The sequence below is a fragment of the Amycolatopsis keratiniphila genome (assembly GCF_000400635.2).
GTDB classification, from domain to species: Bacteria; Actinomycetota; Actinomycetes; order Mycobacteriales; family Pseudonocardiaceae; genus Amycolatopsis; species Amycolatopsis keratiniphila.
In genome coordinates this window covers 6,523,888-6,547,931 of sequence record NC_021252.1, presented here as the reverse complement: position 1 = coordinate 6,547,931, position 24,044 = coordinate 6,523,888, and the positions used below count along the sequence as shown (strand labels likewise).

The 24,044-nt window shown below is 65.5% G+C and carries 15 protein-coding genes and 3 rRNA genes; 10 read left to right on the top strand and 8 right to left on the bottom strand.

Annotated elements, in window-relative coordinates; translation table 11 throughout:
- Positions 1–16 precede the first annotated feature (16 nt).
- Genes AORI_RS69945 through AORI_RS69935 form a run of 3 tightly spaced genes read left to right on the top strand, consistent with a single transcriptional unit; the run spans position 17 to position 1,864 of the window.
- The gene (locus AORI_RS69945; protein ID WP_016336106.1) at positions 17–646 is read left to right on the top strand and encodes a GntR family transcriptional regulator; all 630 of its coding nucleotides are present in this window, start codon (positions 17–19) and stop codon (positions 644–646) included.
- Between the two features lie 4 nt (positions 647–650).
- Positions 651–1,409 carry a metallophosphoesterase gene (locus AORI_RS69940; RefSeq protein WP_016336105.1) on the top strand — a complete coding sequence of 253 codons (759 nt, stop codon included), beginning with the start codon at positions 651–653 and terminating at the stop codon, positions 1,407–1,409.
- The gene (locus AORI_RS69935; RefSeq protein WP_016336104.1) at positions 1,406–1,864 is read left to right on the top strand and encodes a hypothetical protein; all 459 of its coding nucleotides are present in this window, start codon (positions 1,406–1,408) and stop codon (positions 1,862–1,864) included. The genes AORI_RS69940 and AORI_RS69935 overlap by 4 nt, the downstream gene beginning before the upstream one ends.
- Positions 1,865–1,875: 11 nt before the next feature.
- Here AORI_RS69935 and AORI_RS69930 read toward each other — a convergent pair whose 3' ends face one another.
- The 7 genes from AORI_RS69930 to AORI_RS69900 all read right to left on the bottom strand — a co-directional run bounded on the left by AORI_RS69930 (position 1,876) and on the right by AORI_RS69900 (position 9,253).
- Positions 1,876–3,498: a CocE/NonD family hydrolase gene (locus AORI_RS69930; RefSeq protein WP_016336103.1), complete on the bottom strand. Its 1,623-nt coding sequence runs from the start codon at positions 3,496–3,498 to the stop codon at positions 1,876–1,878.
- A 146-nt stretch (positions 3,499–3,644) separates the two neighbouring features.
- The gene (gene aspA / locus AORI_RS69925; protein ID WP_016336102.1) at positions 3,645–5,033 is read right to left on the bottom strand and encodes an aspartate ammonia-lyase; all 1,389 of its coding nucleotides are present in this window, start codon (positions 5,031–5,033) and stop codon (positions 3,645–3,647) included.
- A gap of 10 nt (positions 5,034–5,043) precedes the next feature.
- The gene (locus tag AORI_RS69920) at positions 5,044–5,997 is read right to left on the bottom strand and encodes an asparaginase (protein ID WP_016336101.1); all 954 of its coding nucleotides are present in this window, start codon (positions 5,995–5,997) and stop codon (positions 5,044–5,046) included.
- Positions 5,994–7,433: an amino acid permease gene (locus AORI_RS69915; RefSeq protein WP_016336100.1), complete on the bottom strand. Its 1,440-nt coding sequence runs from the start codon at positions 7,431–7,433 to the stop codon at positions 5,994–5,996. Before AORI_RS69915 ends, AORI_RS69920 begins: the two co-directional genes overlap by 4 nt.
- A 4-nt stretch (positions 7,434–7,437) precedes the next feature.
- Entirely contained in the window at positions 7,438–8,109 is a 672-nt protein-coding gene (locus tag AORI_RS69910; RefSeq protein WP_016336099.1) for a FadR/GntR family transcriptional regulator, read from the bottom strand.
- 98 nt (positions 8,110–8,207) lie between these two features.
- Positions 8,208–8,855, bottom strand: a complete 648-nt coding sequence (locus AORI_RS69905) for an alpha/beta fold hydrolase (protein ID WP_016336098.1) — start codon at positions 8,853–8,855, stop codon at positions 8,208–8,210.
- Complete coding sequence (locus tag AORI_RS69900; RefSeq protein ID WP_016336097.1) at positions 8,852–9,253, bottom strand: nitroreductase/quinone reductase family protein; 402 nt, start codon at positions 9,251–9,253, stop codon at positions 8,852–8,854. Before AORI_RS69900 ends, AORI_RS69905 begins: the two co-directional genes overlap by 4 nt.
- A 131-nt stretch (positions 9,254–9,384) precedes the next feature.
- Between AORI_RS69900 and AORI_RS69895 the strand changes: the two genes are divergently transcribed.
- The 7 genes from AORI_RS69895 (at position 9,385) to rrf (ending at position 22,958) form a co-directional block, all read left to right on the top strand.
- A complete protein-coding gene (locus AORI_RS69895) occupies positions 9,385–10,470 on the top strand; it encodes a plasmid pRiA4b ORF-3 family protein (protein ID WP_228688214.1) in 1,086 nt (361 codons plus the stop codon).
- Between the two features lie 201 nt (positions 10,471–10,671).
- A complete protein-coding gene (gene dnaE, locus AORI_RS69890; protein WP_016336095.1) occupies positions 10,672–14,256 on the top strand; it encodes a DNA polymerase III subunit alpha in 3,585 nt (1,194 codons plus the stop codon).
- Positions 14,256–15,728 (top strand): MFS transporter, encoded by a 1,473-nt coding sequence (locus AORI_RS69885; protein ID WP_016336094.1) that lies wholly within the window; start codon positions 14,256–14,258, stop codon positions 15,726–15,728. Before dnaE ends, AORI_RS69885 begins: the two co-directional genes overlap by 1 nt.
- A 456-nt stretch (positions 15,729–16,184) precedes the next feature.
- Complete coding sequence (locus AORI_RS69880; protein ID WP_016336093.1) at positions 16,185–17,429, top strand: low temperature requirement protein A; 1,245 nt, start codon at positions 16,185–16,187, stop codon at positions 17,427–17,429.
- Positions 17,430–17,780: 351 nt separating this feature from the next.
- Positions 17,781–19,299: ribosomal RNA gene (locus tag AORI_RS69875) — 16S ribosomal RNA — on the top strand.
- Positions 19,300–19,619: 320 nt separating this feature from the next.
- Positions 19,620–22,757 (top strand): 23S ribosomal RNA (locus AORI_RS69870).
- An 84-nt stretch (positions 22,758–22,841) separates the two neighbouring features.
- A 5S ribosomal RNA gene (gene rrf / locus AORI_RS69865) occupies positions 22,842–22,958 on the top strand.
- Together the 16S, 23S and 5S rRNA genes form the textbook arrangement of a ribosomal RNA operon.
- Positions 22,959–23,283: 325 nt before the next feature.
- On the opposite strand, the gene AORI_RS69860 is transcribed toward rrf, so the two are convergent.
- Positions 23,284–24,030 (bottom strand): SIR2 family NAD-dependent protein deacylase, encoded by a 747-nt coding sequence (locus AORI_RS69860; protein ID WP_016336092.1) that lies wholly within the window; start codon positions 24,028–24,030, stop codon positions 23,284–23,286.
- Between the last annotated feature and the right edge of the window lie 14 nt (positions 24,031–24,044).

Sequence of the window (24,044 nt, the reverse complement as noted above, 5' to 3'; positions counted from 1 at the left end):
ATGCAATACTGCACCGATGACGAGGAACCTGCTCCGCCGCGACCTCGCGGAGGAGATCACCGCTCGCGTGCTCGACGGCCGGATCGCCGCGGACAGCCGCATCAACGAGGTGCACCTCGCCCGCGAGCTGGGCGTCAGCCGCACCCCGTTGCGCGAGGCGCTGATCGGGCTGGCCGACCGCGGCCTGCTCGTCTCGGCGCCGAACCGGGGCTTCCTCGTGCCGCCGTTCGATCCGGAGGAGGCCCGGCAGCTGTACCCGCTCGTCGCGGAGCTGGAGTCGCTCGCGTTGCGCTGGAGTTCGCCGCAGGACCTCGCCGGGCTCACCGGCGGCCTGGACCGGATCGCCGGCGAGATGGCCGAGGAACTCGGGCGGCAGGGTGATCTGTCCACTTTGGATGATCGTTGGCACGCGCTGCTCGTCTCGCGCTGCACGAATCCGCATCTGCTGCGGTTGCTGGAGCAGACGAAGCCGCTCCTGAAACGCTATGACGCGCGCTATTTCGGTGGCGCCGAGCGTTCGAGGGAGAGTATCGACGAGCACCACCGGATCGCCGAGGCGATCCGCGCCGCGGACCTCGATGCCGCCGTCGGGCTGCTCGGGCGGAACTGGGTGAAAACGTTGGCATATCTGGAAGACATGGGGTGACACGATGTTCGTGACGGCACATCTGAGCGACAACCATCTCGACGGCGGGGAGCGCGCCGACGAACGGACGGCGCGGGTCATGCGGTACCTGGAAGGCCTGGCGACACCGGTCGACGCGATCCTCGTGACCGGTGACATCTCCGACCACGGCACCGTCGAGGAGTACCGGCGCGCGGCCGAGCTGTTCAAGACCGACACGCCGCTGTTCACCTGCCCCGGCAACCACGACAAGCGCGGCCCGTTCCGTGAAGGGCTGCTCGGGCAGGCGCCGGACGAATCGCCGGTCAACGTGGCGCACACCGTCGGCGACGTCACGTTCGTCATGGCCGATTCGAGCATCCCTGGCAAGCCGGACGGGCGGTTCGACGACGAGACCATGGCGTGGCTGGACAGCGTGCTCGCCGACGGGGACGGCCCGGCCTTCATCGCCTTCCACCACCCGCCGGTCCCGCTCGGCCTGCCGCTGGTGGACGCGATGCGCCAATACGGCGAGGACAAGCTGGCCGAAGTACTCGCCCGCCACCCGCGCGTGGCCGCCCTGCTCTGCGGGCACGTCCACACCGCGGCGTCGACGACGTTCGCGGGTGTGCCGCTGCGTTCGGCGCCCTCGGTCGGGTCGAGCATCCTGTTCCCGTGGGAGGAGAACGGTCTCCGGCACTGGAGCGATGGTGGCCCGATCGACTACGACCTGCCGCCGTCGCTGCTGTTCCACGTGTTGCACGACGACGGCAGGCTGACCACACATCAGCGGGTGGTGCCGTGATCCGACGGCTCACGATGCTGGCTGCCTTGGCGATGCTGCTGAGCGGATGCGCGCTGTTCATTCCCGAGAAGAGCCAGGCTCCCGCCCCGACGGGCGCCATGACCACCGTCGGCCCCGTCGCCGACGCGGTGCGGACCGCGCGTCCCGAGTTCCTCCAGGTCGAGGTGGGTGAGAACCGGGACGGGGCGACGACGGGTGTCGTGGTCGACGCCGAAGTCCCCGTCGGGTACGTGGTCACGGGTGAGGTGCTCGGCACCGTGCTCGTCTCCGTGTGGAAAGCCTCGGATCCGAAGCCGGCCTTCGTGAAATTCAACCCGTGGTCGACTTACGAAGGCAGGAAAGGTGCGATCAAGGCGCAGCGGGCCGCCGAAGAGCTCGGTATCGATTGGAGCCCGAGCCTCGCCGTGGGCGTGAACGTGCCCGACTACGAGATCAAGAAGCTCGCCGGTGGCTGAGCCGCGCCGGCCTACCCCGCGAACACCGGCAGCGTGATCCGGGACGGACGCGCGGGGTCGTGGAAAATCTCGAACCGCGCGGGTTTCCCGTCCACCGCGCGGAAAACCGGTTCGTCGGTGCCGTGGTTGCGGGCGAAGCGAGGGAACGCTCCGCCCGCGACCTGCACCCGTAGCCGGTGGCCGCGGCGGAACCGGTAGGCCGTCGGGTCGAGCAGGATCTCGGCCGCGACCACACCGTCCACATCGGACTCGGGGCCGCCGGGTCGCAGGCGGAGGATGCCGTCGGTGACATTGCGGGAAACGCCGCGACGGTCCACATCGCACAGCCGGACGAACACGTCGCCGTGCCCGAGGTCGGTCCGGACGTGCACGAGGGCGGAGATCTCGCCGACGACGTCGAGATCTTGCTCCAGCACGTCACCGGTGAAGAGCAGCACGTCGGGCCGCGCCTCGATTTCCTTGTTGTCCTGTTGTTTCTGCACGCCGGACAGCAGCGGGCCGCCGACGGTCGGCGTCGGATCGGCCGGATCGAAGGTGAACGTGCCCGGCTTCGACTCGACGGGTCCGGCGACGGAAAGCCCGCCAGGGCGCAGGAAGTACGGGGTGGCGTCGGATTCCGGCGGCCAGCTTTCGAAGTCCAGCCAGCGTCCGGAGCCCTGGAGGTACAGGCGCACGGGCGACTGCCTGAGCGGCGCGCGATCGCCGAGGAGATGCGCGGACAGGAAGCCGATCTGGTCGGTGATCAGCGTTTTCAAGCTGGCGGGCTCGCCGTGCGCCCACGGCCCGATGGTGATCCGCGGCTCGCGGCCGGCCGCGGCGAGTTCCTTGAAATCGCGCAGCTGGGCGGAGATGAACAGGTCGTACCAGCCGGTCACCATGCTCACCGGTGTCCTCAGCGCGGCGACCTCGGCGCTGTGGTCCGACGGCGCCCAGAAGTCGTCGCCGGGTTCGGCGTGCCGGGAGACGTCCTGCAGGAACCGCACCTGCTTGCCGATGGCCGCGACGTCCGCGCCGGACACCGGCAGGTGCGCCATGGCCCGGCGGGTCTTCTTCGTCTGCCAGGGATTCGGCAGACCGGCGAACCGGCCTTCCTGCCGTCCGATCAGCGCCGACCACGTCACCATGTTGTCGACCGCGAGGATCCCGCCGGGATAGAAGGTCGAGACGAATTCCGACGCGGTGACACCGAGACAAAGCGCTTCGAGCGGCTCGTCGAGGTACGGCGCGACGGCCCATTGCGTGTGGCCGAGATAGCTCGCGCCCGCCATCGCGACCCGGCCGTCGCACCACGGCTGTGCGCGCAGCCAGGCGACGGTGGCGAGGCCGTCCTCCTTCTCCAGGTGGAACGGCCGGAATTCGCCGCCTGAACCGAAGGTCCCGCGAGTGCTCTGGACGACCACCTGCAGCCCGTGCCGCGCGAACGTCTCGCCGAAGACCTTGCCCATCACGCCTTTGCGGCCGTACGGCGTGCGGATCAGCACGACCGGCCGGGGCTCGTCGCCCGCGACTGCGTAGCGATCCGCCAGGAGCCGGACGCCGTCGGGCATCGGGACGGGGATCGCCTTGGTCACCGAGGGAGCGGGGCCTTCGGCGGGTGGGAGGCCGAGGTACCGGTCGATGAGTCGGTCGAGCACGCTGGCCGCCTTTCGGGTGGACGATCACCTTCCGCTTACGACCGTACCCGCATGTCAGGAAAGTGGCTTTCAGGACGAAAAATGTCCTGAAAGCCACTTTCATGACACTGGCGCGGGGCGGACCGCCCGGTACCGCCCCGCTGGTCTCAGGAAAGCCGGGCGAGTGTCTCCGGCTTCAGCAGTTTCGCCAGCTCCTCAGCGGGCAGAAGGCCCTTCTCGACGACGAGTTCCGCCACGCCGCGCCCGGTTTCGAGCGCCTCCTTGGCGATCTCGGTCGCGGCCGCGTACCCGATGCTCGGGTTCAACGCGGTCACCAGCCCGATGGAGTTCTCGACGTAGCCCCGCATCACGTCGGCGTTCGCCGTGATCCCGGAGACGCACCGCTCCGCCAGCACCAGGCAGGCCGACCGCAGATGCGTGATGCTCTCCGAAAGCGAGTGCAGGATCAGCGGCTCGAACGCGTTGAGCTGCAGCTGTCCGGCCTCGGCCGCCATCGTGACCGCGACGTCGTTGCCGATGACCTCGAACGCGACCTGGTTGACCACCTCGGGGATGACGGGGTTGATCTTGCCGGGCATGATCGACGACCCCGCCTGCACCGGCGGGAGATTGATCTCGTTGAGCCCCGCCCTCGGTCCGGAGGAGAGCAGCCGCAGATCGTTGCAGCTCTTCGAGAGTTTCACCGCGATCCGCTTGAGCACCCCCGAAAGGTGCACGAACGCGCCGCAGTCCTGCGTCGCCTCGATGAGGTCCGCGGCGGATACGACGGGCAGGCCGGTGATCTCGCGCAGATGCGCGACGGCGGCTTCGGCGTACCCGGGCGCGGCGTTGAGCCCGGTGCCGATCGCGGTCGCGCCGAGGTTGATCTCGTGCAGCAGCGTCACCGCTTCGGTGAGCCGCAGCCGGTCTTCGCCGAGCATGACCGCGTAGGTGCCGAATTCCTGCCCCAGCGTCATCGGGACGGCGTCCTGCAACTGCGTGCGGCCCATTTTCAGCAGATCGTGGAACTCGACGGCCTTGGCCGCGAAGGCCTGCTCCAGCACGACCATCGCGTCGGCCAGTTCGTGCACGGCGATGATCGTCGCGACGTTGACCGCGGTCGGGTACGCGTCGTTGGTCGACTGCCCGAGGTTCACGTGCTCGTTCGGGTGCACGCGGGCGTAATCGCCCTTCTCGTGCCCGAGCAGTTCGAGCGCGCGGTTCGCGATCACCTCGTTGGCGTTCATGTTCGTCGAGGTGCCCGCGCCGCCCTGGATGACGTCGACGACGAACTGGTCGTGCAGCGCGCCTTCGCGGATCTCACGGCACGCCCGGCGGATCGCGTCGGCGACGTCCGGCTCCAGCAGCCCCAGATCGGCGTTGGCGCGGGCGGCCGCCTCCTTGACCGAGGCGAGCGCCTCGATCAGATGCGGGTACGCGGAGATCGCGGTGCCGGTGATGGGGAAGTTCTCTCTGGCCCGTGCGGTATGCACGCCCCAGTAGGCGTCGGCGGGGACATTCTTGTCCCCCAGCAGATCGTGTTCCACGCGGTGCATCGAAGGCTCCTCAGGCGGCGAGGTCGAGTTCGGCCAGCGCGCCGGTCACACGCAGGCCGGGGGTGGGCTCCAGCACGTTCGGATCGACGCCGCACAACGCGAGCGCGGCGGCGAGCACCGGACGGCGGGCGCGGTCACCGCCGTCGGCGATCTTGATCGCGATCGCCGTCCCGTCCGGGAGCGCGGCGACCTGGACGGCTTCGAAACCGTCCTTGGCGATCAGGCCGGGGACCGCGCGCATGAGCGCGGTGACGTCGCGACGCGTGCCGGCGACCAGTTCCGGATGCTTCCGGATCCCTTCGGCGACAAGGCCTTCCGGCGTCCCCGGCGCCGCTGCGGCGATCTTGCCCACCGCGCGGGCGAGCCCGCGCAGCGAGACCGCGAACAGGGGAGCGCCGCAACCGTCGACGGCCACCTTCGGGATCCGCTGCCCGGTCAGGTCTTCGACGCACTCCGCGATCGCACGCTGCAGCGGATGCGCGGCGTCCAGGTAGTCCTTTGTGGACCATCCGTGCAGGCGGCAGGTCGCGAGCATGGCGGCGTGCTTGCCGGAACAGTTGTGCGCCAGCCTCGACGCGCTCCGCCCCGAAGCGACCCAAGCGTCGCGCTCGACCGGGTCGAACGGCAGGTCTTCCGGCGTCCGAAGGTCTTCCGCGGTGAGCCCCGCGCCGTCGAGCGTCCTGCGCACCTCGGCGAGATGGATCCCCTCGCCGGAGTGGCTGGCCGCGCCGACGGCGAACCCGGCGGGGCTCAGCTCGACGCCGAGCCGCGCCATCGCCGTGGCCTGCAAGGGTTTCGCCGCCGAACGCGGATAGAACGCCGCCTCGATGTCGCCCGCGGCGAACAGCACTTGGCCGTCGGGCGCGAGCACCACGGCCGAACCGTGGTGCACCCCCTCGACCATTCCGTCGCGAAGCAGGTGCACCAGCGGTTCGTGCGCGGGGACGCGGATCTCCGGGCTCACAGTTTCGTCTTCTCGAAGACGTCCATGTTGATCCGCTTGCGGACCCCGAACCAGCCCGCCACCAGCGCGAGCCCGATGACCGGCAGGCAGTACAGGGTGATCCGGCCGACCTCGTCGAAGCCCATCAGCACCACGACGGCGACGAGGAAGATCAGCGTCGCGATCTCGGTGTAGGGCGAGAACGGCAGGCGGTACGACGGACGCTCGACCTCGCCGAGCTTGGCCTTGCGCACGAACAGCAGATGCGAAAGCACGATGATCGCCCAGGTGCCGAGGATGCCGATCGCGGCGAAGTTCAGCACGATCTCGAAGGCCTGGCTCGGCACGACCGCGTTCAGGCCGACACCGACCACACAGACCGCCGAGGTGAGCAGGATCCCGCCGTAGGGCACGTGGTTCTTGTTCATCACGCCGGTGAACTTCGGCGCGGAGCCTGCCAGCGACATCGACCGCAGGATGCGGCCGGTGGAGTAGAGGCCGGAGTTCAGGCTGGACAAAGCCGCGGTCAGCACCACCAGGTTCATCACGTTGCCCGCCTGCGGCACACCGATGTGCGAGAGCACGGTGACGAACGGGCTTTCCTGCTTCGAGTAGGCGTCCCACGGCATCAGCATCGCCAGCAGGATCACCGAGCCGACGTAGAAGATCCCGATCCGCCACATGATCGAGTTGATCGCCTTCGGCATGATCTTGCGCGGGTTCTCCGTCTCGCCGGCGGCGACGCCGACCAGCTCGACCGAGGCGTAGGCGAACACGACACCCTGGACGATCAGCACCATCGGCAGCACCCCGGCCGGGAAGATCCCGCCGTGGTCGGAGATCAGCGAGAAGCCAGGCGTGTTGCCGTCGATCGGCTGCTGCGTGACCAGCAGGAAGATCCCGATCCCCATGAACGTCACCAGCGCGGCGACCTTGATGATGGCGAACCAGAACTCCATCTCGCCGAACAGTTTCACCGAAACCATGTTCAGCGCCAGCACCACCGCGAGCGCGATGAGCGCCAGCACCCATTGCGGGATCGGGGTGAAGAACGACCAGAAATGCGCGTACAGCGCGATCGCGGTGATGTCCGCGATACCGGTCGTCGACCAGTTCAGGAAGTGCATCCAGCCCGCGACGAAAGCGCCCTTCTCGCCCATGAATTCCCGGGCGTAGGAGACGAAGGCGCCTGAGGAGGGGCGGTACAGGATGAGTTCGCCGAGCGAGCGCACCACGAAGAAGGCGAAAAGGCCGCAAACCGCGTACACGATCGCGAGTGCCGGGCCCGCCTGCGCGAGCCTGCCGCCCGCGCCGAGGAACAGGCCGGTGCCGATGGCGCCGCCGATCGCGATCATGTTGACGTGGCGGGGTTTCAGCGCCTTGTCATAGCCGGCGTCACCGGCGTCGGCCGGCACCGGCGCGGCTTTGCCGTCCGCGCTGAGGGTCTGTTCGGTCACGGTGTCAGTCGTCCTTGTTCTGGTGCGTCGTGTGGCCCGGCCGCACGATGGTGGTCAGCGCGTCCTCGACGTGCTCGAGATGGGAGGTCATCGCCGCGATGGCGTCCGCTTCGGAACCGGAGGCGATGGCGGTGACGATCTCACGGTGCTCGGTGTTCGAGCGGGTCCGACGGTCCCCCAATTGGTTGAGAAAGGACGACTGACGGGCCAGCGCGTCCCGGATCTCTTCGATGACCTTGCCGAAGACCGGATTGCCGGAGGCCTGCGCGATGGTGATGTGGAAGAGCGAGTCCAGCGCCACCCACGCGGTGTTGTCGGTTTCGAGATCCATGCGCTCGACGAGGTGACCGAGCAGGTCCAGGTCGTCGGTGCTGCGGCGCACGGCCGCGTACCCGGCGACGGGGATCTCCACGTGCCGCCGGACCTCGAACAGGTCACGGGCCGAGTAGGTGCCGAAGGTGGGGTTCTCGACCGGCCCGGTGGCGGTCACGAAGGTCCCTTTGCCCGTTTTGGACACGGTGAGGCCGAGCGCCTGCAGCCCCCGCAAGGCTTCGCGGACGACCGAGCGGCTGACCTCGAACTCCTTGCCGAGCGCGGATTCCGACGGCAGTTTCTGGCCGACGGGGTACTCGCCACGCTCGATGGCGCCGCGGAGATGGGCCAGAACGGCCTCCATCGCGCTGACGCGTCGTGGACCACCATGTCCGGCTGTCTGGCTGTCAGACAGGTTCATGAGACGAGATCGTGCGGTCGGCCCCAGGCTTTGTCAAGAGATCAGCCGAGCGCCTCGATCCATCCTGCGAGCTCCTTGTCGACGGTGTATCCGCCCAGGAATTGGAAGCCGTGCTGGGCACCTTCGTAGACGCGGAGTTCCGTGGTGACACCGGATTCCCTTGCCGAGGTGGCCAGTGTCACAACGTCGTCGAGCAGGACTTCGGCGGTACCCACCGCGAGCCACAGCGGCGGTGACCCGGCGAAGTCGCCGTGCGACGGCGACGCGGGTCCGGCCACGCCCTCGCCGAGGTACGCCTCCACCGATCGGCGGAGCGCGTCGCGGGTGATGATGTCGGCGCCGTCGTTGGTGACGAACGAACCGCCCGGAAGGGTCAAATCCGCGACCGGGGAGATCGCGGCGGCCCCGGCCGGGAGGGGTTCGCCCTCGGCGAGGAGCCGCAAGAGCGCCGAGAGCACGATCGTCCCGCCCGCGGACTCGCCCAGGAACACGACAGGACCCTTGACGGACCGGTAGACGTCGAGGACGTCGTCGACCTGCGCCGGGTGACGGTGCGCCGGGGCCAGCCGGTACTCCACCGGCACGACCCGGAGCCCGGCGGCCTGCAAGGCGTCGGTCCGCAGCCGCCCGATTTCCGGGTCGTACGAGGTGAAGCCGCCCCCGTGGGCGTAGACGATCGTGGACGTCATGCGCGGCTGAGCGCGATCACCGGGAACGGCCGCGTGGTCTTCGACTGGTGCTCGGCCAGCCTCGGGAACGCCTTCGCCTGCTTCGCGAACAGACGGTCCCGAGCCGCTCCGGTCACTTCCGTCGCGTGAGCGGCGAAGGCCTCCCCCTCCGCCTCGACGTCGACGGACGGCTCCGCGACCAGGTTGCGATACCAGTCCGGATGCCCGGGCGCGCCCCCGTTGGCGGCGAAGACGATGTAGCGGTCGTCGTCGGCCAGGAACAGCATCGGCGTCACGTGCCGTCGCCCGGTGCGGGCACCGGTGGTGGTGAGCAGCAAGGTCGGGAGACCGTCGCCGTGGCGGCCGTTCGCGCGGAACTCCGCGATCACGCGCTCGTTCATGGCCTGCAGGTCGATCATCAACTCTCCGGGCGTTCGGTTGATCTTGGCGGCTGGTCAGTCTGCACATCCACGCCCAGGTCGGCAAGCATTTTCCGATCGGCGCAGCTCACGACCCCGAAACTGTCGGTGCCGCTGGCGATACTGATCCCGTGTCCCCCGTCAGCCGCGGCCGCAAGCCCGCCAAACGACCGAAGCACCGGCGCTCCCACCGGACGCGGGCGCCCTTGGACGTGTCCAGGGTGGAGCGCTGGCCGAAGCTGCTCCACGGACCGATCGAGCTTTCGGGCTGTGTCGTCCAAGGCCAGGTGGATCAGGACCTGGTGGTCTTGGCCGCCACGCTGACCGCCGGCAAACGCACGGTGGGCGTCGAAGTGGTGGTGAACGGTCGCGAGGTCGACGTGATCGAGCTCCACCCCGAACCCGAGGACGCGCTGGCGGTGCTTCGCAACGGCTTCGAGGTGGTCGAGGCCCCGCTGACCCCCGAGGAGTTCCGGAGCCAGGTCGAAGCGGCCTTGATCGCCAAGGCGGATCGCGACGCCTGGATTCGGGAGCGGGTCCCTCGGCTCTTGGCACTGGGGAGGGATCCGAGACCCGATCTGTCCGCGCGAGCGGCTCAGTTGTGCCGGTGGCTCGGCCTTCCCGCCTACGAACCGTTGCCTCGTATACCGTCGGCCGAGCCGCTGCCGCTCGTCCTGCCCCGGTCCGCGTCGGTCACCGGGCTCCGCTTGGCGGTCGCCCTGTCCTCACCGGACGACGCGATCTGGCGGCGGCTCGAAGTCCGCTCGGACGTCACCCTCGCCGGACTGCACAGGATCCTCGCGGCCGCGTTCGACCGGGACGAGCGGCGGCAACACCGGTTCGAGACCGAGTACGGAAGCTTCAGCGCCGACGCGCAGAGCGGTGAGGGCGAACGGCTGGACGACGAAGTGGAACTCGGCCAGATAGCCACGTCACCCGGCCACCGGCTCCTCTACGAGGTGGAGTACTGGAAGCACTGGATCCGCGTCGAGCAGCTGGTCGCCCTCCCCGAAGCACCGAGCTGCCTCGACGGCGAACGCGCCGCACCTCCGGCGGAATGCGAAGACGAGCAGAGCTACGAGATGTTGCTGGAGGCACGGCGTGATCCGTACGACGAAGAGAACGAGGATCTGCTCGAAGAGCTCGGCGGCGTCGGGTTCGATCCGGAGTGGTTCGACAGGGAGGTGGTCAATGAACGCCTGGCCCGGCTGAGCTGACCCCGCGCCCCGATCGGGCGAACCGAGGCCGCCGCGAACCCGCGCCGCGTCGGTGCTTGGCGGTGGCCGGTCGGAGGGGGAGACTGGCCCTCGCCGGGGTGCCAGCCCGCCCGGGCGCCGAGATCCTTCGCCGCATAAGGTGGGAGGACCGGCCCGCGTCAAGCAGCCAGGGATCCGTCTGCCTAGGGGAGGTTTTCGCTGGTGTCGAACGATTCCTTCGTCCACCTGCATGTGCACACCGAGTACTCGATGCTCGACGGTGCGGCGAAGATCGCCCCCTTGTTCAAGGAGGCGGCGCGCCTGGGCATGCCCGCGGTCGGGATGACCGACCACGGCAACATGTACGGCGCGGACGAGTTCTACCAGCAGGCGGTCAAACACGACCTCAAGCCGATCATCGGCATCGAGGCCTACATCGCGCCGGAGAGCCGCTTCCACAAGAAGCCGGTCTTCTGGGGCCAGTCGAACCAGCGCGGCGCCGACGAGTTCGGTGAGGGCGGTGACGTCTCCGGTGGTGGTGCCTACACCCACATGACGATGCTTGCCGAGAACTCCACCGGCCTGCGCAACCTGTTCAAGCTCTCCTCACTGGCGAGCATGCAGGGCTACTACCGCAAGCCCCGGATGGACCGCGAGCTGATCGCGGAGAACCACCACGGCATCATCGCGACCACCGGCTGCCCCTCGGGCGAGGTGCAGACGCGGCTCCGGCTGGGGCAGCGCACCGAGGCGATCCAGGCGGCGTCGGACTACAAGGACATCTTCGGCGCCGACAACTTCTTCCTCGAGCTGATGGACCACGGGCTGCCGATCGAGCGGTCGGTCCGTGAGGGCCTGCTCGAGATCGGCAAGCTGCTCGACCTCCGCCCGCTGGCCACCAACGACTCGCACTACGTCACCAAGGACCAGGCCGACACCCACTCCGCGCTCCTGTGCGTGCAGGCGGGCAAGACGCTGAACGACCCGAACCGCTTCAAGTTCGACGGCGACGGCTACTACCTGAAGTCGGCCGCCGACATGCGCGAGTACTGGGACAAGGAGGTCCCCGGCGCCGCCGACTCGACGCTGCTGATCGCTGAGCGCGTCGAGTCCTACAAGGACGTGTACACGCACAAGGACCGGCTGCCGTTCTTCGAGGTCCCCGAGGGCTACGACCAGGGCACCTGGCTGCGGGAAGAGGTCGCGCGCGGCCTCAAATGGCGGTACCCGGACGGCGTGCCGGACCCGTACTACAACGAGCGCATCGAGATCGAGCTCGACGTCATCATCGGGAAGGGCTTCCCCGCCTACTTCCTCATCGTCGCCGACCTCATCAACTACGCCCGTAAGGTCGGCATCCGCGTCGGCCCCGGCCGTGGTTCCGCCGCCGGCTCGCTGGTCGCGTACGTCCTCGGTATCACCAACCTGGACCCGATCCCGCAGAAGCTGCTGTTCGAGCGGTTCCTGAATCCCGAGCGCGTCTCGATGCCCGATATCGACATCGACTTCGACGACCGCCGTCGCGGCGAGATGATCCGTTACGCCACCGAGAAGTACGGCGTCGACAAGGTCGCGCAGGTCATCACCTTCGGCACCATTAAGACCAAGGCGGCCATCAAGGACTCCGCCCGCGTCCACTTCGGTCAGCCGGGGTACGCGATCGCGGACCGGATCTCGAAGGCGCTCCCGCCGCCGATCATGGCGAAGGACATCCCGCTTTCGGGCATCGTCGACTCTAAGCACGAGCGCTACGGCGAAGCGGCCGAGGTCCGCGCCCTCGTCGAGACCGACGAAGAGTGCAAGACGATCTTCGAGACCGCCCGCGGTCTCGAAGGCCTGATCCGCAACGCCGGCGTCCACGCCTGCGCGGTCATCATGTCGTGCGACCCGCTGACCGACGCCATCCCGCTGTGGCAGCGTGACGACGGTTCGATCATCACCGGCTGGGACTACCCGTCGTGCGAGGCCATCGGCCTGCTGAAGATGGACTTCCTCGGCCTGCGGAACCTCACCGTCATCGGTGACGCGATCGACAACATCAAGGCCAACCGCGGGATCGACATCGACCTCGACACCCTCGGCGTCGACGACCCGGAGACGTACAAGCTGCTCTCCCGCGGTGACACGCTCGGCGTGTTCCAGCTGGACGGCGGGCCCATGCGTGACCTGCTCCGCCGGATGCAGCCGACGGTGTTCGACGACATCGTGGCGGTGGGCGCGCTGTACCGCCCCGGCCCGATGGGCATGAACGCGCACAACGACTACGCCGACCGCAAGAACGGGCGGCAAAAGGTCAAACCGATCCACCCCCAGCTCGAAGAGCCCCTGAAGGAGATCCTGGCCGACACCTACGGCCTGATCGTCTATCAGGAGCAGATCATGCACATCGGTCAGAAGGTGGCCGGCTACTCCATGGGCCGCGCGGACGTGCTCCGCCGCGCCATGGGTAAGAAGAAGGCGGAGGTCCTCGAGAAGGAGTTCGTCGGCTTCGAAGAGGGCATGAAGTCGAGCGAGCTGGTCCCCGGCGGCTTCTCCTCCGAGGCGATCAAGGCGCTCTGGGACACGATCCTCCCGTTCGCCGGCTACGCGTTCAACAAGAGCCACGCGGCCGCGTACGGCCTGATCTCGTACTGGACCGCGTACCTCAAGGCGAACTTCACGCCGGAGTACATGGCCGCGCTGCTCACCTCGGTGGGTGACAACAAGGACAAGTCGGCGGTCTACCTCTCGGAGTGCCGCCGCCTCGGGATCAAGGTGCTCCCGCCGGACGTCAACGAGTCGGCACTGAGGTTCGCGGCCGTCGGGGAGGACATCCGCTTCGGCATGGGTGCCGTCCGCAACGTCGGCGCGAACGTCGTCGAGTCGATCATCAAGACCCGCGAGGAGAAGGGGAAGTACTCCTCCTTCACCGATTTCCTCGACAAGTCGGAGCTGGTGGCCTGCAACAAGCGCGTCATCGAATCGCTGATCAAGGCGGGTGGCTTCGACTCGCTCGGCAACACCCGGCTTTCGATGATCCAGGTGCACGAAGACGCGGTCGAAGCCGTGGTCCCGCTCAAGCGCCAGGAGGCGATGGGCCAGTTCGACCTCTTCGGGTTCGGCGGGGACGACGACGCGGAGGCCGCGGCGTCCTCTTCACCGCTCGCGCATCTGAAGTTCGGCGAAGAGGAGTACCCGCGCAAGCAGCTCCTGGCCTACGAACGGGAGATGCTCGGCCTGTACGTCTCGGCGCATCCGCTGGACGGCGCCGAACGCATCCTGCGCAAACACGCGCCGCGGCCGATCGCCGCGATCCTCGCCGACCCGCCGAAGGAAGGCGAGCTGGTCGTCTCCGGGCTGATCACCTCGCTGGAGCGCCGGGTCAACAAAAAGGGCGAGCCCTGGGCGATCTGCACCATCGAGGACATGGACGCCTCCCTCGAGGTGCTGTACTTCCCGAAGTCCTACGCGATGTTCTCCGCCGACCTCATCGAGGACAACGCGGTCCTGGTCAAGGGCCGGGTGAACTGGCGCGAGGACAAGATGTCCATCTTCGGCGGCGGTCTCGTCCCGCTCGACCTGTCCGAGGTCGGCAACGGCGACGACGACCTGCCGCTGGTCCTGCTGGCCGCGGCGGAGAAGATCGACCAGTCGGTGGTCAGTGAGCTGAAGCAGACCTTGCTGGCGCACAAGGGCGAAACCCCGGTGCACCTCAAGCTGGTCGGCAAGAACCAGACGGTCTTCGCGCTCTACGACTATCCGGTGAAGGTGACGTCGATGCTGATCGGTGAGCTCAAGGGCATCCCCGGGATCGCCGCCAGCACCTGATGACCACCTACGAACCCGACCCCCGGCGCTGGAAGGCGCTCGCCGTCTCCCTCGCCGCCGGGTTCATGGGCCTGCTCGACGTCAGCATCGTCAACACGGCACTGCCGTCGATCCAGAAGGATCTCGGCGCTTCGAGCGGCGGGATTCAGTGGGTGGTTTCGGGCTACGCGCTGGCCTTCGGGCTGGTGCTGGTGTCCGGAGGCAGGCTCGGCGACGCGCTCGGCCGCCGCCGCATGTTCCTGTTCGCGCTCGCCGCGTTCGTGCTGACCAGCGCGTTCGCCGGCGCGGCGCCGAACGAGACGACGTTGATCATCGCGCGGCTCCTGCAGGGTTTCGCCTCGGGCATGATGACGCCGCAGAACAGCGGGATGATCCAGGACCTGTTCCGCGGCGCCGAACGCGGTCGCGCGTTCGGCATGTTCGGTGCCACCGTCGGGATCTCGACCGCGGTCGGGCCGGTGCTCGGCGGCGTGATCCTCGCCGTCTTCGGTGACCCGGAAGGCTGGCGCTGGGTCTTCTACGTGAACGTGCCGATCGGCATCCTGGCGTTCGCGCTGGCCCTTAGATGGCTTCCGAAACCGGAGACACCGCCGAGAAGCCTGCGGGGCGAGATCGACTTCGTCGGCATCATGCTGCTGGGTGTCGCCGTACTCGGCGTCCTGCTCCCGTTGATCGAATCCGAACAGGGCGGGCTCAGCAGCCTGTGGTGGCTGTTCGTCGTCGCGGTGGTCTTCGGTTTCGCTTTCGTGCGCTGGGAACGTTCGATGGTGCGGCGCGGTCGGCCGCCGCTGCTGGACACCCGCCTGTTCACCGGGACCCCGGGCTACGCGACGGGGGCGGCCGTCGGCGCGCTGTACTTCAGCGGGTTCACCGGGATGTGGCTGGTCTTCGCCATCTTCTTCCAGCAAGGCCTCGGTTACACGCCACTGCAATCCGGGCTCGCCGTCACCTCCTTCGCGCTCGGCTCGGCCGTGTCGGCGGCGATCGCGGGACGGCTGGTGCCGAAGTGGGGCCGCAAGCTGACCGTCACCGGGCTGGTGATGGTGATCGCCGGGATGGTCACGGTCGCCGTCCTAGCCGGTCAGGATCCCGGCGCCGCGGCGGGCTGGTGGTTCGCGTTGCCGTTGCTCGTCGCCGGTGTCGGCGGTGGCATGGTCATCTCGCCGAACACCACGCTCACCTTGGAATGCGTCCCGACGTCGATGGCCGGAGTGGCCGGGGGAGCGTTGCAGACCGGGCAACGGATCGGCACCGCGATCGGCACCGTCGTGCTGGCCTCGGTCTTCCACGCGGTACTCGGCGCGAACGGCGGCTACCCGTCGGCGCTGACCGCGGCGATGCTGTGCGCCGCCGCGTTGACGAGCTCGGCGCTCTTACTCGCCGTGATCGAACTTCGCGCACGCCGGAAGCGGCGCTCGCTCACTGAGCGGGAGGAAGCCGAGCGGGCGGCCGCCGACAGTCAACGCGGCTGAGTCTTCCGTACGTGCCGACGACTACGTTCGGCAAGATCGGATGCTCCATCCGAGTGACGGAGGCAGTCATCCTCTGGTGCTACTCAGAGCAACCGGGTACACCTAACGGAGCCTTCACCGCTGTGACTCGGCTACCGACAGTGGTATTTCTGTCGATCGATCGGGGATGGATCGATCGGCTGGAGCGATCGTGGTGAGTCCGGAGTTCTCAGGAATGGACACCTACGGTCACGAGCCGGTGGACAGCCGTCGGCGTCCGCGGGGGACCGTTCGGCGGCGGCCGGTTCGACACCATTGGCGAGCCGGGTCGCGGTGAGGCATTCGCGCGGGTGGGTCCGCGCGGGGTCGCCTGGGGAGGTGCACCCGGCCCGGGCCCACCCGCCGCGCGTTTCTCCGAGTGTGTCATCGCCTCCCGGCTGCGAAGATCTCCGCAGATCGAGATTGCGAGGAGCACCGATGGCGGAGAGTTCTGTTCGGCGGAATCGGCTGCGGGTCTGGTACCGGCCGATGACCATGCGCGATTCCGGTGAAGGGCACCGGGTCGCGACCCCGCTGGAGCTGTTGTTCGACCTGTGTTTCGTGGTCGCCGTCGCGCAGGCCGCCGCCGGTCTGCACCACGCGATCGCCGAGAACCACATCGGGCACGGCGTGCTCAGCTTCGGGATGGTGTTCTTCGCGATCTGGTGGGGCTGGCTGAACTTCAGCTGGTTCGCGTCGTCGTTCGACACCGACGACGTCCCGTATCGCCTGGTGACGCTGGTGCAGATCGCGGGCGGACTGACCGTCGCCGCCGGTGTCTCGTCGGCCTTCGACGGCGACTTCAAGATCGTGGTCGCCGGTTACGTCCTGATGCGGCTCGCGATGGTCGTGCAGTGGCTGCGCGCCGCGCGGACCGATCCGGACTGCCGCCCGGCCGCACTGCGGTACGCCATCGGCATCACGGTCGTCCAGATCCTGTGGGTCGTCCGCCTCGGTCTCCCGGAGTCGCTGGCGCTGCCGTCGTTCTTCCTGCTCCTGCTGGCGGAACTCGCGGTCCCGGTGATCGCCGAACGCAAGCGCTGGACGGGCTGGCACCCGCACCACATCGCCGAGCGCTACGGCCTGTTCACGATCATCGTGCTGGGTGAGTCCATCCTCGGCGCGACCACCGCGATCAAGGAAGGCCTGGACGAGGGCAAGCACACCGGCAGCCTGATCTCGCTCGCCGCCGCCGGGCTCGTGCTGGTCTTCTCGCTGTGGTGGCTGTACTTCGACCAGCCGGGCCACGTCAGGCTGGAGAAGGCGAAGAGCCTGTTCACCGTCGCGAGCTGGGGCTACGGGCACTACCTGATCTTCGCTTCGGCGGCCGCGCTCGGTGCCGGCCTCGAAGTCGCGGTCGACTACGACACCCACACCGGGCACGTCGCGTCCCTGCCCGCCGCCATGGCGACGACGGTGCCCGTCGCGATCTATCTGGTGAGCGTCTGGCTCATGCACATCGGCCCCACCAACGAATGCCGTCCGATCGCGATCGGCTTCCCGGTTACCGCGGTGCTCGTGCTCGCCGCGTCGTTCACGCCGGCGCCCATCCACATCACCGCGGGACTCGCCGCCGCCCTCGTCGTGCTGACCGTCGTCGCGACCCACGGCGAGCCGGTGCCGGGGGAGAGTCAGATCGATGCAGGTCAGAGCGTCGGCGCGAAAAAAGGGACCCCCCTGTAAACGCCGGTTTCGGGCCGTGTAATGTTCTCTTCGTCGCCAGGGAAACCGAGCGGCCGCCGGGAACACGAACCAAGCTCCCACCGGATGGTGGTAGAGTGGGTGGTCCCGAACCGGAGAGGTAACTCTACCCCCGCTGAAACGGCAGTTTCGAGCAGGTGCTAGGGTGTGCTCCGGACAAAAGCCAAGAAATAACTGCTTCGGATAAGGCCGCTGTGATGGTGGTGCTATTCGGGGTGTGTTGCTTGAGAACTCAACAGTGTGCTAGTGAACTAAGCCAGTAGAGCTTATATTTGAACCTCGTTTGAGGTTCCTTTGAGAGCAATTATATTGCCTCGATTGAATTCGAAGACATTGTTGGAGAGTTTGATCCTGGCTCAGGACGAACGCTGGCGGCGTGCTTAACACATGCAAGTCGAACGATGAACCCGCTTCGGTGGGGGATTAGTGGCGAACGGGTGAGTAACACGTGGGCAATCTGCCCTGTACTTTGGGATAAGCCTGGGAAACTGGGTCTAATACCGGATATGACAGGTTCTCGCATGGGAACTTGTGGAAAGCTCCGGCGGTACGGGATGAGCCCGCGGCCTATCAGCTTGTTGGTGGGGTAATGGCCTACCAAGGCGACGACGGGTAGCCGGCCTGAGAGGGTGACCGGCCACACTGGGACTGAGACACGGCCCAGACTCCTACGGGAGGCAGCAGTGGGGAATATTGCACAATGGGCGCAAGCCTGATGCAGCGACGCCGCGTGAGGGATGACGGCCTTCGGGTTGTAAACCTCTTTCGCCAGGGACGAAGCGCAAGTGACGGTACCTGGATAAGAAGCACCGGCTAACTACGTGCCAGCAGCCGCGGTAATACGTAGGGTGCGAGCGTTGTCCGGAATTATTGGGCGTAAAGAGCTCGTAGGCGGTTTGTCGCGTCGTTCGTGAAAACTCCACGCTTAACGTGGAGCGTGCGGGCGATACGGGCAGACTTGAGTTCGGTAGGGGAGACTGGAATTCCTGGTGTAGCGGTGAAATGCGCAGATATCAGGAGGAACACCGGTGGCGAAGGCGGGTCTCTGGGCCGATACTGACGCTGAGGAGCGAAAGCGTGGGGAGCGAACAGGATTAGATACCCTGGTAGTCCACGCTGTAAACGTTGGGCGCTAGGTGTGGGCGACATCCACGTTGTCCGTGCCGTAGCTAACGCATTAAGCGCCCCGCCTGGGGAGTACGGCCGCAAGGCTAAAACTCAAAGGAATTGACGGGGGCCCGCACAAGCGGCGGAGCATGTGGATTAATTCGATGCAACGCGAAGAACCTTACCTGGGCTTGACATGCGCCAGACATCCCTAGAGATAGGGCTTCCCTTGTGGTTGGTGTACAGGTGGTGCATGGCTGTCGTCAGCTCGTGTCGTGAGATGTTGGGTTAAGTCCCGCAACGAGCGCAACCCTTATCCTACGTTGCCAGCGCGTTATGGCGGGGACTCGTGGGAGACTGCCGGGGTCAACTCGGAGGAAGGTGGGGATGACGTCAAGTCATCATGCCCCTTATGTCCAGGGCTTCACACATGCTACAATGGCTGGTACAGAGGGCTGCGATACCGCGAGGTGGAGCGAATCCCTTAAAGCCGGTCTCAGTTCGGATCGCAGTCTGCAACTCGACTGCGTGAAGTCGGAGTCGCTAGTAATCGCAGATCAGCAACGCTGCGGTGAATACGTTCCCGGGCCTTGTACACACCGCCCGTCACGTCATGAAAGTCGGTAACACCCGAAGCCCATGGCCCAACTGCTTGCAGAGGGAGTGGTCGAAGGTGGGACTGGCGATTGGGACGAAGTCGTAACAAGGTAGCCGTACCGGAAGGTGCGGCTGGATCACCTCCTTTCTAAGGAGCAACACATCCACCCCGCCGGGATACCCGGACCAACGGTGGTGGAGTGGCCAGGGTTTCAGCACCGAATGTGTGTTGGCACTGGTTGCTCAAGGAATTGTGGAACTACTGGTTAGGGTTCGGCCGGCTTCTGCCGGGACGCTCTAGTACTGCACTTTTGGTGCGTGGAACGGGTGCTCCTGGGAGGTCGGAAGAATTGTTCACTCAGCACGCTGTTGGGTCCTGAGGCAACACGCCGAGGGGCTTACGCCCTGGGAGCTGTTTGTTTCTGGTGTGGTGTTTGAGAACTGTAGAGTGGATGCGAGCATCTTTGTGGTCAAGTTGTTAAGGGCACATGGTGGATGTCTTGGCTTCAGGAGCCGATGAAGGACGTGGGAGGCTGCGATATGCCTCGGGGAGCTGTCAACCGAGCTGTGATCCGAGGATTTCCGAATGGGGAAACCCAGCACCAGTTATGTGGTGTTACCCGCATCTGAATATATAGGGTGCGTGGAGGGAACGCGGGGAAGTGAAACATCTCAGTACCCGTAGGAAGAGAAAACAACCGTGATTCCGTGAGTAGTGGCGAGCGAAAGCGGAAGAGGCTAAACCGTTTATATGTCAAGCTGTCAGGCGTTGTATAAGCGGTGTTGTGGGACCCAGCGTCGAGGATCTGACAGTCCTCGGAACGATTACGCGTGTTAGTGGAACGCCTTGGGATGGGCGACCGGAGTGGGTGAGAGTCCCGTACGCGAAAACACGTTGTGGATTGTTTGTCTGGTGTTCCCGAGTAGCAGCGAGCTCGTGGAATTTGCTGTGAATCTGCCGGGACCACCCGGTAAGCCTAAATACTTCCTGAAGACCGATAGCGGACTAGTACCGTGAGGGAAAGATGAAAAGTACCCCGGGAGGGGAGTGAAAGAGTACCTGAAACCGTGTGCCTACAAGCCGTCAGAGCCCGAGCACATCCTTGTGATGTTGAGGTGATGGCGTGCCTTTTGAAGAATGAGCCTGCGAGTTAGTGCTGCGTGGCGAGGTTAACCCGTGTGGGGTAGCCGTAGCGAAAGCGAGTCTGAATAGGGCGTCATAGTCGCGTGGTCTAGACCCGAAGCGGAGTGATCTACCCATGGCCAGGCTGAAGCGTCGGTAAGACGACGTGGAGGGCCGAACCCACTTAGGTTGAAAACTGAGGGGATGAGCTGTGGGTAGGGGTGAAAGGCCAATCAAACTCCGTGATAGCTGGTTCTCCCCGAAATGCATTTAGGTGCAGCGTCACATGTTTCTCCACGGGGGTAGAGCTACTGGATGGTCTAGGGGCCTTACCGGGTTACCGAAATCAACCAAACTCCGAATACCGTGGTGTGAGAGTGTGGCAGTGAGACGGCGGGGGATAAGCTTCGTCGTCGAGAGGGAAACAGCCCAGAACACCAGCTAAGGCCCCTAAGTGTGTGCTCAGTGGGAAAGGATGTGGGATTGCCCAGACAACCAGGAGGTTGGCTTAGAAGCAGCCACCCTTGAAAGAGTGCGTAATAGCTCACTGGTCAAGTGGTCCTGCGCCGACAATGTAGCGGGGCTTAAGCACACCGCCGAAGCTGTGTCATTCGTGCATATAGATCGGCGTCTCTCTTGAAGGGATGTCTAGTCGCACGGATGGGTAGGGGAGCGTCCTGCATCCAGGGAAGCGGCGGCGGAAGCCAGTCGTGGAGGGTGTGGGAGTGAGAATGCAGGCATGAGTAGCGAATGCAGAGTGAGAAACTCTGCCGCCGGATGACCAAGGGTTCCTGGGCCAGGCTAATCCGCCCAGGGTAAGTCGGGACCTAAGGCGAGGCCGACAGGCGTAGTCGATGGATAACGGGTTGATATTCCCGTACCCGAGCACGTGCGCCCAGGATGAGGCGGTTGATACTAACCACCCAAAGCCTCGTGTTGAAGCCTTCGGGTGGATACGCGAGTGTGGAGCGTGGGATCTGATTCCGTAGTAGTCGAGTGATGGGGTGACGCAGGAAGGTAGCTCCGCCAGTGAGTGGTAGTACTGGTGTAAGCGTGTAGACCGAATGGTAGGCAAATCCGCCATTCATATAGGTTGAGACGTGATGCGTAGCCGATTGAGGTGAAGTAGAGTGATCCTATGCTGCCGAGAAAAGCCTCTAGCGAGTGCGTGCACGGCCCGTACCCCAAACCAACACAGGTGGTCAGGTAGAGAATACTAAGGCGATCGGGTGAACTGTGGTTAAGGAACTCGGCAAAATGCCCCCGTAACTTCGGGAGAAGGGGGGCCAAACACTCTGAAGTCCCTTGCGGACTAGGGGTGGGTGGCCGCAGAGACCAGCGGAAAGCGACTGTTTACTAAAAACACAGGTCCATGCGAAGTCGCAAGACGATGTATATGGACTGACGCCTGCCCGGTGCTGGAACGTTAAGAGGACCGGTTAACCCCTTTGGGGGTGAAGCTGAGAATTTAAGCGCCAGTAAACGGCGGTGGTAACTATAACCATCCTAAGGTAGCGAAATTCCTTGTCGGGTAAGTTCCGACCTGCACGAATGGCGTAACGACTTTCCGGCTGTCTCAACCACAGGCCCGGCGAAATTGCACTACGAGTAAAGATGCTCGTTACGCGCGGCAGGACGGAAAGACCCCGGGACCTTTACTATAGTTTGGTATTGGTTTTCGGTTCGGCTTGTGTAGGATAGGTGGGAGACTGTGAAGCCGGCACGCTAGTGTTGGTGGAGTCGTTGTTGAAATACCACTCTGGTCGGATTGGGAATCTGAACCTCGGACCATGATCTGGTTCAGGGACAGTGCCTGATGGGTAGTTTAACTGGGGCGGTTGCCTCCTAAAGAGTAACGGAGGCGCCCAAAGGTTCCCTCAGCCTGGTTGGCAATCAGGTGTTGAGTGCAAGTGCACAAGGGAGCTTGACTGTGAGACAGACATGTCGAGCAGGGACGAAAGTCGGGACTAGTGATCCGGCACCACCTGGTGGAAGGGGTGTCGCTCAACGGATAAAAGGTACCCCGGGGATAACAGGCTGATCTTGCCCAAGAGTCCATATCGACGGCATGGTTTGGCACCTCGATGTCGGCTCGTCGCATCCTGGGGCCGGAGTAGGTCCCAAGGGTTGGGCTGTTCGCCCATTAAAGCGGCACGCGAGCTGGGTTTAGAACGTCGTGAGACAGTTCGGTCCCTATCCGCCGCGCGCGTAGGATACTTGAGGAAGGCTGTCCCTAGTACGAGAGGACCGGGACGGACGAACCTCTGGTATGCCAGTTGTCACGCCAGTGGCATGGCTGGTTGGCCACGTTCGGAAGGGATAACCGCTGAAGGCATCTAAGCGGGAAGCCTGTTCCAAGATGAGGTATCCCACCCCATGTGGGTTAAGGCCCCCAACAGACCATTGGGTTGATAGGCCAGAAATGGAAGCACAGTAATGTGTTGTCGAGTTGACTGGTACTAATAGGCCGAGGACTTGCCCACAAAGATGTTACGCATCCACTCTACAGCTCTGAAACACCACACAACCCCCTCGTTGTGAGGTTGTGGGGGAGTGTTTCATAGTGTTTCGGTGGTTATAGCGTCAGGGAAACGCCCGGTCCCATTCCGAACCCGGAAGCTAAGCCTGACAGCGCCGATGGTACTGCAACCGAAGGGTTGTGGGAGAGTAGGACACCGCCGGACTAACATTGAAGAAAAGGGTCTGGGACCTGGTCGAGAACCGAGAGTTCTCCCAGGTCCCAGACCTTTTTTCATACCCGAAACCCGCCACACCCGTGACCAGACACGCGACACGCGTGATTGGGGGCGTATCTCGCGTGATCAGACGGACGACACGATGACCCGCTCGTGACGTCCCGCCACACACACGTGACGTCCCCCTGATCACACGTGTCGCCCGTCTGATCACGCGAGATCGGTCCTCAATCACGTGAGTTGCGGCCTTGGTCACGCGAGTGACGGGGGTCGGGCACGTGGGGGAGGGGCGGGGGCCCGAGCATTTAGAGGACTAAATGCGGGAAGGGGCGAGGGCGGGGAGGGAGTCGGCGAGCGGGCCGCGGACGACGGCGGTGGCCATGTGGTCGTAGGGCGTTTCGGAGCCATTGCAGATGACCACGGCGGCGCCGGCGCGGGAAGCGACGCTCACCAGTGAGGCGGCCGGCTGCACGCTCAGGGAAGAGCCGGCCACCAGCAGGAGATCGCCGTCGGAGACGGCGGCACGTGCGGCCCGGAGCAGGTTCTGGTCCAGGTGCTGACCGAACGACACAGTGGCCGACTTCAGGATGCCGCCGCACACCAGACAGGGCGGGTCGGCTTCGCCTGCCCGGACGCGTTCCAGTGTCGAGCGCATGTCCCGGTGATCGTCACAGGACAGGCAGACGGACTCGAACATCGTCCCGTGCAGTTCCAGCACCCGCTCGGGCGGAGAGCCCGCCTTCTGGTGCAGCCGGTCGATGTTCTGCGTGATGATCCACGTCGGCGACAGGCGCTCGAGTGCGTAGTGCGCCGCGTTCGGCACGGCGTCCCAGCCGGGATGTACCAGCCGCGCCTGCCACGTTCGTTCTCGGACCTCTCGGCTGCCTTGGTACGCCTTGAGGTTCGACATCTTCTCCGCGGCCGGGTCGCGGGTCCACAGGCCCTGGGGGCCGCGGAAGTCGGGGATCCCCGAGTCCGTGGAGATCCCGGCGCCGGTCAGTGCGACGATCCGGCCGGCGCCGGCCACGAGTGAGCGGGCCGTGCTCAGGGTGCTGGTCACCGGCCCATCATCCC